12 protein-coding genes are annotated in these 12,455 nt (G+C 35.9%); 9 read left to right on the top strand and 3 right to left on the bottom strand.

Annotation, left to right across the window (positions count from 1 at the left end):
- Positions 1-62: 62 nt before the first annotated feature.
- Positions 63-329 carry a DUF3055 domain-containing protein gene (locus BKP45_RS14980; protein WP_071390507.1) on the bottom strand — a complete coding sequence of 89 codons (267 nt, stop codon included), beginning with the start codon at positions 327-329 and terminating at the stop codon, positions 63-65.
- Between the two features lie 93 nt (positions 330-422).
- Complete coding sequence (gene glpX / locus BKP45_RS14975; protein ID WP_071390506.1) at positions 423-1,391, bottom strand: class II fructose-bisphosphatase; 969 nt, start codon at positions 1,389-1,391, stop codon at positions 423-425.
- Between the two features lie 207 nt (positions 1,392-1,598).
- On the opposite strand from glpX, the gene BKP45_RS14970 reads away from it, so the two are divergent.
- From BKP45_RS14970 to BKP45_RS14960, 3 genes are all read left to right on the top strand, one after another.
- Entirely contained in the window at positions 1,599-2,048 is a 450-nt protein-coding gene (locus BKP45_RS14970) for a DUF86 domain-containing protein (RefSeq protein WP_071390505.1), read from the top strand.
- Positions 2,049-2,156: 108 nt separating this feature from the next.
- On the top strand, positions 2,157-2,792 hold the full coding sequence (locus tag BKP45_RS14965) for a helix-turn-helix transcriptional regulator (protein ID WP_071390504.1): 636 nt from the start codon (positions 2,157-2,159) through the stop codon (positions 2,790-2,792).
- A 679-nt stretch (positions 2,793-3,471) separates the two neighbouring features.
- A complete protein-coding gene (locus BKP45_RS14960; RefSeq protein WP_071390503.1) occupies positions 3,472-4,239 on the top strand; it encodes a TIGR01457 family HAD-type hydrolase in 768 nt (255 codons plus the stop codon).
- A gap of 464 nt (positions 4,240-4,703) precedes the next feature.
- Here the strand turns inward: BKP45_RS14960 and BKP45_RS14955 are convergent, their stop codons facing one another.
- Positions 4,704-5,198 carry a phosphatidylglycerophosphatase A family protein gene (locus BKP45_RS14955; RefSeq protein WP_211272979.1) on the bottom strand — a complete coding sequence of 165 codons (495 nt, stop codon included), beginning with the start codon at positions 5,196-5,198 and terminating at the stop codon, positions 4,704-4,706.
- Positions 5,199-5,658: 460 nt separating this feature from the next.
- Here BKP45_RS14955 and yutH point away from each other — a divergent pair, with 460 nt between their 5' ends.
- The 6 genes from yutH to thrB all read left to right on the top strand — a co-directional run bounded on the left by yutH (position 5,659) and on the right by thrB (position 12,195).
- On the top strand, positions 5,659-6,675 hold the full coding sequence (gene yutH, locus BKP45_RS14950) for a spore coat putative kinase YutH (protein ID WP_071390502.1): 1,017 nt from the start codon (positions 5,659-5,661) through the stop codon (positions 6,673-6,675).
- Positions 6,676-7,011: 336 nt separating this feature from the next.
- Positions 7,012-8,274, top strand: coding sequence for an ATP-binding protein (locus BKP45_RS14945; RefSeq protein ID WP_071390501.1), 1,263 nt, complete (start codon positions 7,012-7,014; stop codon positions 8,272-8,274).
- On the top strand, positions 8,274-8,495 hold the full coding sequence (locus BKP45_RS14940) for a DUF1450 domain-containing protein (protein WP_071390500.1): 222 nt from the start codon (positions 8,274-8,276) through the stop codon (positions 8,493-8,495). The genes BKP45_RS14945 and BKP45_RS14940 overlap by 1 nt, the downstream gene beginning before the upstream one ends.
- 418 nt (positions 8,496-8,913) lie before the next feature.
- Entirely contained in the window at positions 8,914-10,218 is a 1,305-nt protein-coding gene (locus tag BKP45_RS14935; protein ID WP_071390499.1) for a homoserine dehydrogenase, read from the top strand.
- A complete protein-coding gene (gene thrC, locus BKP45_RS14930) occupies positions 10,211-11,275 on the top strand; it encodes a threonine synthase (RefSeq protein ID WP_071390498.1) in 1,065 nt (354 codons plus the stop codon). Before BKP45_RS14935 ends, thrC begins: the two co-directional genes overlap by 8 nt.
- The gene (gene thrB / locus BKP45_RS14925) at positions 11,272-12,195 is read left to right on the top strand and encodes a homoserine kinase (RefSeq protein ID WP_071390497.1); all 924 of its coding nucleotides are present in this window, start codon (positions 11,272-11,274) and stop codon (positions 12,193-12,195) included. The genes thrC and thrB overlap by 4 nt, the downstream gene beginning before the upstream one ends.
- Positions 12,196-12,455: the final 260 nt, after the last annotated feature.

The following is a 12,455-nucleotide window of genomic DNA, read 5'->3' as shown; positions in this document are numbered from 1 at the left end:
AATGGGATGTGCTTTTGTTTTACAATCAGTCGGTCTAGTCTAAGTGAACTTAGAATTATTTTTTAAACTATCTCGTACAAAAAACTTCGAAGTTCATCAGCGTCTTTTTCGTCTAAGTGAAATGCATGTTCAATGTATCCTGGTTCCTCAAGGTCATCAATTCCGATAATAGCAAACCTGTTTGATTGTACATCTAATACAAGCTGCTTTCCGTAGTACCTGGTTGTAGACATTATGGCGATATCAAAGCGTTGATTTTCCCCCATAAAACTTACAAATCGTGTTTTCGTTTGTTCACTCTCGTCGTAAAGATAAAAGCGATCTGCCATGAAGTCTCACCTCTTTTTAATGTTAGTATGATCATATCTTAAATTTCACAATAAAAAAAGAAATTGACCTTAATAGCCAATTTCTTTGCATTTTTACTCAAATACTAAATGTGGTTTATTTTCTAAATGATGATGAGCTTTTATATAACGAACAGTCCCGGTTTTTGCACGCATGACAATTGAATCTGTTTCAACTAGGTCGCCACCTAGGAAACGTACACCGTGAAGCAGTTCACCGGAAGTTACACCAGTTGCAGCGAAAATTGCATCATCGCCACGAACTAAATCATTTAGCTGTAATATTTGGCTTGGATCTTCTAGGCCCATTCGTTTACAACGAGCGACTTCTTCATCATTCATTGGAACCAATCTTGCTTGCATATCTCCACCAAGTGCTTTTAGTGCTGCAGCAGAAATGACTCCTTCTGGGGCACCACCGATACCAATAAATAAATCAATACCTGTATGAGGTAGGGCTGTAGCTATTGCAGCTCCAACATCGCCGTCCCCAAAAAGTTTAACGCGCGCACCCTTTTTTCTAATTCTTTCAATGATTTCCTCATGACGTTCACGTTCTTGAATAATGATTGTTACGTCATGAACTCGTTTATTTGTCATTTTTGCAATAATATCAATAGTCTTTTCAATAGGATCGTCTAAACGAACAAGCCCAGCTGCTTTCGGGCCAACTGCCATTTTCTCCATATACATGTCAGGAGCATGAAGTAAACAACCGCGATCGGCAACAGCGACTACTGCCATAGCATCAGGATGTCCTTTGGCAACGATGCTTGTACCCTCTAGAGGATCAACAGCAATATCTACTTTAGGGCCGTTTCCATTTCCTAATTCTTCGCCTATATATAACATCGGTGCTTCGTCTAGTTCACCTTCACCGATTACCACCGTACCTTGCATATTTACAGATTCAAACATTGCGCGCATTGCACTTGTTGCTGCATTATCAGCCTCATTTTTCAATCCTCGACCCATCCATTGTGCACACGCCAATGCAGCTGCTTCTGTTACACGAACAATTTCTAACGCTAATTCACGTTCCACCTTTATAATTCCTCCATTACACTCTATAATTTTTACATAAGAATTTATTATTGGTACAAATATAACGAAATCGTAACCTTATGCAAAGTTTCACTGTTTTAAAGTATAACAAAATGACAATCAATATTAAACACTAAATCAAAAAAAGCGAAGATGCATTATGTTATACTATATTTTAGAATAAATTTCCCTAAAGAGGTGAATTCTATGTATTTTGTTGATCGTAAGGCAATTGAAGAAAAGCTATCGTTATTGAATGAATACCTAAATTTTTATAAGAGTAAAAACGAATGGACGACGTTTACGGACAAATTGTTATTAGAAAGAATCGTACATATTATAATCGAGTCAATCCTAGATGTTGGAAATGCGATAATTGATGGGTTTATTATGAGAGACCCTGGTAGTTATGAGGATATTATCGCTATCCTTTTAGATGAAAAAGTGGTTAGTGAAAATAATGCAGGTGGACTTAAGAATGTGATTACTTTAAGAAAAATGGTTGTTCGCGATTATACAAACGTCGATCACGAAGAGCTGGATCGAGTGTTTTTAACTAATATTGAGTGCCTGAATAACTTTTCTTCCTCTGTTCAAGAGTACCTAAAAAATGAACTAGGGCATGTAACCGCGTTTAAACCAGATGAAGGAATGTAGATATCTTCCATAATCGGTTCGTAATTATGTATATTTTTAAACAATTTTGTTGTTTAATTTACATACGTAAAGCCTTCCTTTAAAATTAAAAGAAAGGATGGTGTAGACATGGGGAATCAAGTTTCTACAAGAGATCAAATTTTAAGCTTACTAAAGGTTAATAAACAGCTGACAGTTTCTGAAATGGCTAATCACCTTGAGATTACAGAAATGGCTGTTAGACGACATTTAAATACATTAGAACGTGATAATATAATTGCAACCACTCTAGTTCGTCAGGCAATGGGACGACCAACTAATGTCTATTTTCTAACAAAAACAGGCCAAGAAATGTTCCCAAGAAATTATGCGACACTAACGGTTGATTTACTTAGGGACATTGAAGACTTAAGTGGGAAAGAAATGGTTCAACAATTGTTTGAACGTCGTAAAGAGCGTTTAAAAGGAAAATACGGCTCAAGAATTACCGATGAACTAACTTTAGATGAAAAAATTACAGAACTAGCGCGCTTACAAAATGAACATGGCTATATGGTAGAACTAGATAAAGATGCAGAGGGTAGTTATATCTTTAAAGAATATAATTGTCCAATATCTGAAATTGCAAAAGAATACCCTATAGCATGTAGTTGTGAACTATCCTTATTTCAAGAATTACTAGGAACTGACCAAGTAGATTGTGAGATTTGTATGGCTGTTGATTCTGAACCTCATTGTTTTTACAAAATTAAGCCTAAGAAATAAAGCTCATTTTCATTAGCAAGGGAATCGCCACTTTATGAATGGGATAAAGTCGTATTTAACAATGTAAGAAAGTATAAAATTCCTTACTTGGAAACTGTCTAGCTCCAGGTGCCATCGGCTCGAACACTTCAGATCGTCAATTGCGGTCAAAGAGCAGACCGCTTCTTGACGACCTTCCAGTGTTTGTCGCCAATAGGCGGGCGCCTTGCGCTTTTCTTGTGAAGTCACTTCTACTGGGGTGGCTTTTTTTCTATAGACTAAAATTTTTCATGCCCCTAAAAGTATAATTTTCCACGTGGGTAGTATAAGAAGTACATGAGTGCGCTAAGATAAAAAGCGATACGATAGACACAAGGATTTTTTTGATAGATAATTTATCCCACACTTAAGGGGCAAGTAAGACCCCGACCTCAAAACTTAAGAAAATCGAGAAGTTTAGGTGGGGGATAAACTGCCCCTAAAGGTCCGATATAGAATAACTTTCATCAGTGAAGCTGATGATTAGTTATTCTTATGCCCGTGGTATAAGTTGAACTAACAATCAGTGGGGGATGAAGGAACCCCCTCACTGATTGAAGTTCAGCTTTATAAAACAGTTATTTTTATGTCTAGAGCTTTTCTTATCTTTGACCAAGAAGTTTGAAATGACATATATAGTAAAAAATGGAGGGATTGTGAAATGAAACATTATAAAGGTTACTTGATTGACTTAGACGGTACGATGTATAGAGGTAAAGAACGCATCGTTGAGGCAGTAGAATTTGTAAAAGAAATAGCGAAGAAAGATATTCCGTATCTTTTTGTGACGAACAACTCATCAAAAAGATGTGATCAAGTAGCTGAAACTCTTGTAAGTATGGGAATACCAGCTACTGAACAACATGTTTTTACAACGAGTATTGCAACAGCTAACTATATCGCTGAGGAGAATAAAGACGCTTCAATTTATGTAATTGGTGAAGAAGGGTTACAAACGGCCCTAAAAGAGAAGGGCTTTACGTTTAGAGATGAAGATGTTGATTATGTAGTTATTGGTATTGACCGCGAAATTACATATGAAAAATTAGCAAAAGCTTGTTTAGCGGTAAGAAATGGTGCAAAATTAATTTCTACTAACGGAGATATTGCAATTCCTACTGAAAGAGGCTTAATGCCAGGGAACGGTTCGCTTACATCAGTTATTTCAGTTTCAACAGAAGTAAAACCTGTTTTTATCGGTAAACCAGAGTCCATCATCGTTGATCAAGCTCTTGAAGTAATTGGAACACCAAGGGAACAAACGGTGATGGTTGGAGACAACTATAATACTGATATTATGGCGGGGATGAATGCAAGCATGGACACGATTATGGTACATACAGGTGTGACGTCAAAAGAACAACTGAAGACATACGAAAAACAACCGACATTTTCAATTACTTCACTAGAGGAGTGGAAATTTCTTTAGGTAAAAAAATTTGAGGGTAATGCTTATTAAGCATTACCCTAAATTACTTCTAGAGGTGTTTAACCAGCGCCTATGAGCTCGGTCACTCATGCAAGCAACTGACTTCAATTGCCGCTTGAAATTCTTCGTTGATTAGCTTCATGCAGCTTTGCTCCTGCGGTTACTCGTCGCACGGAAAACAATTGCTCCTGCGGTTACTCGTCGCACAAAACACTGCTTCGAGGAAGCTTTCTACGAAGCGGTACATGAAGACGCAGAAGCACGTAAGGAGCCAAAGAGCGGCTTCTGTCAAAGGTCTTCCAGTGCCTATCGCTCGTGCTCAAGGCGCCTTACGCTTTTCTTTGTCTAGCTCCAGGCGCCATCGGCTCGACCACTTCAGGCCTACTCTTTCGGTCAAAAACCGACCGCTAGATTAGGCCTTCCAGTGTTTGTCGCCGATAGGCGGGCGCCTTACGCTTTTCTTTCTACTCTACATTTGCTGCTCGGTGGGCAAGGCGGCTAGATGCTGCAGCTGCAATTGCACCGACGATATCATCTAAAAATGTGTGACAAAGCTTCCCGTCTTTATCATTAAGTTCTTCTAAAATACCAGGTTTTTGTTTATCAATGTACCCGTAGTTAGTAAATCCGATAGATCCATAAACATTTACAATAGACAAAGCAATAATTTCATCTACACCATATAGACCTTCATCACGTTTAACAATATCTAATAAGGGTTCTTCGAGCAATCCTTTTTCAGCAAGCATATCTAATTGAATTCCTGTTAAAATGGCATTTTGTACTTCACGTTTAGCAAGAACACGATCAACATTTTCTTTGCAGTCATCAATCTGTAAATTTGTATGATATTTTACTTGAAGAAAATAGACAAGATTTGCAATGTCGTCGAGTGTGACTCCACGTTTAACTAACCATTCCCTAGCGGTTTTTTCTACAATATCCATTTCTTTTTTCATGATATCACCTAGACCCTTTCTGTAATATTATTACAATTTTACGTCGGTTTTTATTAAAGGATTAAAGTAACTAAGACTTATGCAATGGCTTAGCTTTAAGTCAAGTTTTTCTAATACTTAATAATTGTTAAATAAATTACAACTCTTCTACATTGTTTGAATGAAATGGGGCCTTTATTCCATACTTATTTCAATTACCTAAATTAATGAGAATCATTTTGCCCAATTCAGTCATAGACTAATGTGTAGAACAGTATGTATACATTATCTTGGTTTTATTATATATCGAAGAGAGCAAGTAAAATAAATTATGAACAATGATGTAAAAGTAGGGCAACATTCAAAAAAACGACCTGTGAGTTTTTTTATCCCACTCTTAAGGTGCAGTAAGACCCCCATTGTTTGAAGTGCAGCTTTATTGTAGTCAAGAAACTTCACTTGAAAGTTGAGGTGAGTATCGTTGTTTGAGCGCAATATATTTGATGAGTATAAACTATATTGTGAACAAAGGTTTATGCTTGGAGATTACGAAGGTTTCACAGCCCAAAATAAGCATTATTTTTTAGTTTGTGTAGATGAAATTGAAGATGATGATCTTAGAGAGATGATTAATATGGGAAATCATATACAAGTAGCTGGTGATCATGAAGTTGCTACTTTTGTACCAAATGTTCATAACTCTTTAACTGGATTTATTGATGGTCAGAACTGTGTATTGTTTCAATTTCCTCAGTATTTCTCAAGAAGTAAACGAGAGAAAACTTTAGGTCATGAGTTAGCTCGTTTCCACAATAGAGGAAGAGCATATCAAAAGCAAAAGAAACAGGAAGGGACTTGGTCTCAATTTTGGATAAGGCGGTTGTCGCAGTTAGACATTGCATATCAAAACGTAGCATCTCAAAAACAAAAATCAACTTTTGACCAAATGTTTATGACATCCTTTCCTTACTATTTAGGTAGGACTGAAAATGCAATACAATATATTGTAGATACAGATTTAGACTTTGGTGATCAATTTGGCAATGAAACTAAAACGATTTGTCACTACAAGTTTTCAGAACGTACTTGGTTAACGATTGATGACAAGACTAATGCCGGAGTAAAAAGTCCAATAGAGTTTGTTTATGATCATCCAAGTAGAGATCTTGCTGAATGGATAAGAGAAGTAGGAACAACAGAAGAAACATATGAAAAAATAAATCAATTTATTAAGGAATATGAGCAAGTACAAGTAATTAGTCCAAAAACTTGGCGATATATTTATGCTAGGATTTTATTCCCAATTGATTATTATCAAATCATTGAAGGGTATTATCGAAGTATTCAAGATGAATTTATTGAAGATTATTCAGATCAACTTTTAAAATTATTCAGTGAAGAAAAAAAAGCGGAAAATTTTCTAAGAGAGTTCCATGATCGAATTATCCCCTCTTCATTGCAACAATACATTCCAAAAGTAGATTGGTTATCAACGTAAAAAAACACCGAGAACCGTCAATATTAATAAAGTTTTATTTGAAAAGTAAGTGGTAGTATAGTATATATTCATTAGTACTACCACTTGCAATTAACTTTTTTTAATACAAGCTAATTTTATGTACTTGGTGTTTGTAAATAATAGAGTGAAATTCATTAAATAAAGTAAACTTTTGAGTCTAGTGAAAACCTTGTACAAAACTAGTACTTATGTCGCTGCTTTCGCTAGTTTTGTAGGGCTTTCTTATGGATTTAAGCACATTAGTATATACATACGTTTAGAAAGTGCTATTATATTGACAGATAGTAAAAATTGGAATGTCAGAAGGTGAAAATAATGTTTAAAGATATGTTGGTTCAAATTGTAATAGTTTTAGTGCCAATTCTTTTGTATTATTCGATGTTTCGTCCAAATGGCTATCAGTTAGGAAGAGTACAGAAAAAGCTGGTCATTGGTATCCTAATGAGTGTCTCGGTAATTATTTGTATGTTATTCCCAGCGGTAGTTGGAAATGAAACAATTATGGATTTAAGAAGTATTCCTTGGCTTATAGCTTACTATTACGGTGGGCCATTTGTTGGTTTAGTCGTTACAGCAGTTCTTATCATTGCTCGCTTTTTAATAAGTATGACGATAGGCGCATACATAACGTTGTTCATATATAGTTTCTGTTCTGTAATCTTAATAATTTTTTGTAAAGAATCAAAAATAATTAAAACGAAGAAAAGTAATGTAGTATTTATGGCTACTTTATCAGCAGTACTTATGGTTGTTTGTAATTATATTTATATTTTTGATTTATCCTTGAATGGTCAAATTGTTTTATTCTTTTTATTTTTTGTTATTACTAATATAGTGTCTGTTATTTCGGTTGTTTCGTTAATAGAAGCTCTAGAAGAAAGGAATTTATTGTATCAACAAATCCATCTGAAAGAGAAACAATATCTTGTTGGACAACTAGCAGCTAGTATTGCTCATGAAATTCGTAACCCAATGACAGTTATTAGAGGTTTTATGCAGTTAATGGGCCAAGCGAGCGATATACCTAAATCTTATCAAAAATATAACAAGTTAATGATATCTGAATTGGATCGTGCAGAAGCCATTATTCATGAGTATTTGTCATTAGCTAAAGAAGAAGTAGGTAAAATAAGAGCTATAAATGTTAAAAAGGAACTTCTTCAAGTAAAAGATACCTTACATAGTTATGCTCTATTAAAAAGTGTCAATATCTCTTTTCATTGTGCAACAGAAAACATAAGTATGTATGGTGATCAAAATAAATTTAAACAAGTTTTTCTTAATATTATTAAAAATGCTATCGAGGCTACGGAGAAGAAAGGTAACGTTACTATTTACTTAAAGTCTACTGATAGTGATGTTATTGTTGAGGTTCATGATACAGGAAAAGGCATGTCAGAGACGCAGTTAAGTAATTTAGGAATGCCTTTCTATTCATCCAAAGAAAAGGGAACAGGATTAGGGTTAATGGTCAGCTATAAAATAATAGAGGGCATGAGGGGGCGTATAGAAGTTAAAAGTAGTGAGGGTGTTGGCACAAGTTTTAAGGTAGTATTTCCTCGTGTTGGTGATTTGTGATGAGAGTTAACCGCATTGAGTGTTGTTTGATTAATAGGTTAAATGGAAGTGATGAATTATTATCATCGCTTGAAGAAAAAGAGAACGTTCGTATCGAAACATTCAATTGTATCGGTAACTGCTTGATTTGCTCGACAAAGTTTCATACAATCTTAAATGGGAACCGATATGTAGCTGATACGCCGGATGAATTAAAGAAATTAATTGTGAGTAACCTATAAGAACGAGAAAGCCGACAAATTGGTTTTCTCGTTTTACTTTTGTTCCTTTTAGTAATGGTATTAGATGAAGAACACTAAAATGCTCACAGTCCTATAAATCTTATAGGTCTATACAAAATATTCTTAAACATTTTAGCCAGACTATTTAAATATAGTGATTATTAATAAACAAAAGTGAACAAGTATGTTTTATCGTACCAATTTTACTCAGAAGCACTGTAAACGCTTTATTATATGAAAATAAAAAAAATTTAAAAATAGACGTATAAATTGGTGAAATACTCTTGTAAATAACAAGTTTAGAGAATATAATGTCCATTATAGATAAACAAATGTATTTGTAGAAAAAACAAACATGTTTTATGAACGTACAAATTTTTGGTTTATAATATATAAGAGATCGTGGGGAGTGAATAACATGAGTGAAAAAATCTCAATTGGTTTATTAGGATTTGGTACAGTCGGTAGTGGCGTTGTACGTATTGTCGAAAATCACCAACAAGAGTTAAAGCATCAGGTTGGTTCATCCGTTGTTGTAGATAAAATTTTAGTTAAGGATGCAAAGAAGCCTCGTGCTATCGAGATTGATGAACGTGTTTTAACAGAAGATCCAGAAGACATTATTTCAAACCCAAACATTGACGTTGTAGTTGAGGTTATGGGTGGAATTGAGGAAGCAAGGGATTATATTATTCGCTCCCTAGAAAATAAAAAACATGTTGTAACAGCAAATAAAGACTTAATGGCTATGTATGGTGCAGAACTTTTAACAGTTGCATCGAAAAATGGTTGTGATTTATTTTACGAGGCAAGTGTCGCAGGAGGAATTCCGATTATCCGGTCATTAGTTGAAGGGTTATCGTCAGATCGAATTACTAAAATGATGGGAATAGTTAATGGTACAACAAATTATATCCTAACAAAAATGAGTAATGAAGGAAGCTCCTATAATGATGTTCTTAAAGAAGCTCAAGAATTAGGTTATGCAGAAAGTGATCCAACAGCAGATGTTGAGGGACTTGATGCAGCAAGAAAAATGGCTATTTTAGGGACATTAGGATTTTCAATGAATATTGGGTTAGATGATGTTTCAGCGCAAGGAATTTCAGCAGTAACCGAAGAAGATTTGGACTATGCTAAACAACTAGGATACCGTATGAAATTGGTAGGCGTAGCTAAACGTGACGAAGGGAAAGTAGAAGTTAGTGTTCAACCAACACTTCTTCCGAAAAATCATCCATTGGCCTCTGTAAATGATGTATTTAATGCTGTTTATGTATATGGAGAAGCAGTTGGCGAGACGATGTTCTATGGACCAGGAGCTGGATCACTACCGACAGCGACAGCGGTAGTATCAGATTTAATTACTGTGATGAAAAATATGCGGTTAGGTGTAAATGGTAGAAGTGCTCTACCACCACTTCATGAAAAACAAATGAAAACAGATGAAGATGTTATATCGAAATACTTTATGAGATTACACGTAGAAGATAAAGCAGGTGCATTTGCAGCGATTACAACGCTTTTCTCAGAAAATAACGTTTCGTTTGAAAAGCTTCTACAAATGCCGATTAAAAATAAAGATGTAGCCGAAGTGGTTATCATTACCCATAAAACAAATAAAAAAACGTATGAATTAATTAGCAGTTGTTTAACAGATTTAGAAGTCGTAAAAGAAGTGAAGAGTAGTTATCGTATTGAGGGGGTTAGCTACGATGAGTAGTTGGAAAGGGTTGCTACACGAATACAGGGAATTTTTACCTGTAAATGAAAATACCCCTATGCTAACTCTTAACGAAGGAAACACACCTTTAATTCGGTTAGACACTCTTTCAAAAGAGTGGGGAGTAGAGCTATACGTAAAAGTAGAGGGAGCGAACCCAACAGGCTCTTTTAAGGACCGCGGGATGGTTATGGCTGTAGCCAAAGCGAAAGAAGAAGGTAGTAAAACAATTATTTGTGCATCAACAGGTAATACGTCAGCAGCAGCGTCAGCTTACGGTGCTAGAGCAGGCTTACGTTCGATCATTGTTATTCCTGAAGGTAAAATTGCGTTAGGAAAGCTTGCGCAAGCGGTTATGTATGGAGCTGAGATTTTTGAAATTCAAGGGAATTTTGATGATGCATTAGCAATTGTTCGAAAAATTAGTGAAGTAGAACCGATCACGCTCGTAAACTCTGTAAATCCGTACCGCATCGAAGGACAAAAAACAGCCGCGTTCGAAATTTGTGATGCGTTAGGAAAAGCTCCAGATGTATTAGCGATTCCAGTTGGGAATGCTGGTAATATTACAGCTTACTGGAAAGGTTTTAAAGAGTATAATGAGAAGAAAAATACTGGCCTACCACAAATGCGCGGTTTTGAAGCAGAAGGTGCAGCGGCAATTGTAAGAAATGAAGTTATTCATAATCCAGAAACGATTGCGACGGCAATTCGTATTGGAAACCCAGCTAGCTGGAAACAAGCAGTAGAAGCAGCGGAAACGTCAAATGGCGCTGTAGATTTCGTTACAGATGATGAAATTTTAGAAGCGTATCAGCTTCTTGCTAAAACAGAAGGGGTATTTGCAGAACCTGCATCTTGTGCCTCTATTGCAGGGTTAATGAAACAATTAAAAAGTGGTGAAATTAAAAAAGGTGCTCAAGTTGTTTGTGTCTTAACAGGTAACGGACTAAAAGATCCGAATACTGCTATGAATACAATCTCTGTTAAGCCGACAGTATTACCAAACGACGAAGATGCTTTCTTAGAGCAAATTCGAGGCGGTGTGTTTCAGTGACAAAACCAACTGTAGTAATTACAGTTCCAGCAAGTACTGCAAACCTTGGGCCAGGCTTTGATTCGGTTGGGCTTGCATTAAATAGATATTTACGCCTCGAAGCAAGTTATGCAGATGAATGGACGTTTTCATTTGAAGGGCCAAACTTAGACGGTATTTCACCTGGAAAAGATAATTTAATCTATGATATTTCTAATAAGATCTCTTTAAAATATGGAAAAGAAATGCCACCATGTCATGTGAAAATGACTAGTGGAATTCCCCTTGGAAAAGGTATGGGAAGTAGCGCCGCTGCCATTGTTGCAGCTATTGAGCTAGCCAACCAAATGGCTTCCCTTTCGCTTACTCAACAGGACAAGGTAAGAGAATCTAGTTTAATTGAAGGACATCCTGATAATGCTGCAGCTTCTGTATGTGGAGGATTGGTTATTGGTAGCCATAGTTCAGATGAAACTTTTGTAATGCAAGGAGAATTGAACGATGTAGACATTATTATGATGGTGCCTTCTGAACAGCTTCTTACTAAGAAAGCTCGAGGCGTACTTCCTACGACTCTTTCATTTTCTGATGCTGTTTTGGCTAGCAGTGTAAGTAACGTACTAGTTGGCGCACTTCTCACCAATAATTGGTCATTAGCAGGTGAGATGATGACACGTGATTTATTTCATCAGCCTCATCGCATGTCATTAGTTCCTGGTTTGAAAGAAATCGTAGAAACGATTAAAGATTTTGGAGCTTATGGAGCTGCCTTGAGTGGTGCGGGACCAACATTAATTGTTCTTGCACCAGCTAATGAAGGTAAACAAGTTATCTCTTCGCTAAAAAGAAGTTTCCTTAATTTTGAATACCTACAAGTTCAGGTAGATAATAGCGGAGTTCAAGTTGAGGTTATAAATGAGACCTTAGAAATTGAATTATAATTGTAAAATAAAGGCTCTATAATAATTGTTGGGGTATCCAAACAATTAGGTTAGTGGTGATATTCTTCTTTTTTGCTTCATGGGCGTAGCCCATGAAGCAAAAAAGAACACGCAACCTACCAATTCTTTTATACTTGAATTGACGAGAAACAAGTAAAAGATTGGGGTTGCGTGTGAGTGAATTTTATCATAGATTTGCCAGGATTGAAAGATGTGCTCATTAAGAAGGTTGAAGAGGTTGATCATGTCATACGATTTTT

Source organism: Anaerobacillus alkalidiazotrophicus, assembly GCF_001866055.1.
The sequence above is the reverse complement of the archived record's forward strand: the minus strand, read 5'-3'. Positions and strand labels throughout refer to the sequence as shown.

What these genes read in the sequence shown, in the direction of transcription:
- BKP45_RS14940 (WP_071390500.1), top strand. Translation starts at nt 8,274, where the DNA reads ATGAGAGTTAACCGCATTGAGTGTTGTTTGATTAATAGGTTAAATGGA.
- BKP45_RS14955 (WP_211272979.1), bottom strand. Translation starts at nt 5,198, where the DNA reads ATGAAAAAAGAAATGGATATTGTAGAAAAAACCGCTAGGGAATGGTTA.
- thrC (WP_071390498.1), top strand. Translation starts at nt 10,211, where the DNA reads ATGAGTAGTTGGAAAGGGTTGCTACACGAATACAGGGAATTTTTACCT.
- BKP45_RS14980 (WP_071390507.1), bottom strand. Translation starts at nt 329, where the DNA reads ATGGCAGATCGCTTTTATCTTTACGACGAGAGTGAACAAACGAAAACA.
- BKP45_RS14945 (WP_071390501.1), top strand. Translation starts at nt 7,012, where the DNA reads ATGTTTAAAGATATGTTGGTTCAAATTGTAATAGTTTTAGTGCCAATT.
- BKP45_RS14970 (WP_071390505.1), top strand. Translation starts at nt 1,599, where the DNA reads ATGTATTTTGTTGATCGTAAGGCAATTGAAGAAAAGCTATCGTTATTG.
- BKP45_RS14960 (WP_071390503.1), top strand. Translation starts at nt 3,472, where the DNA reads ATGAAACATTATAAAGGTTACTTGATTGACTTAGACGGTACGATGTAT.
- BKP45_RS14965 (WP_071390504.1), top strand. Translation starts at nt 2,157, where the DNA reads ATGGGGAATCAAGTTTCTACAAGAGATCAAATTTTAAGCTTACTAAAG.
- BKP45_RS14935 (WP_071390499.1), top strand. Translation starts at nt 8,914, where the DNA reads ATGAGTGAAAAAATCTCAATTGGTTTATTAGGATTTGGTACAGTCGGT.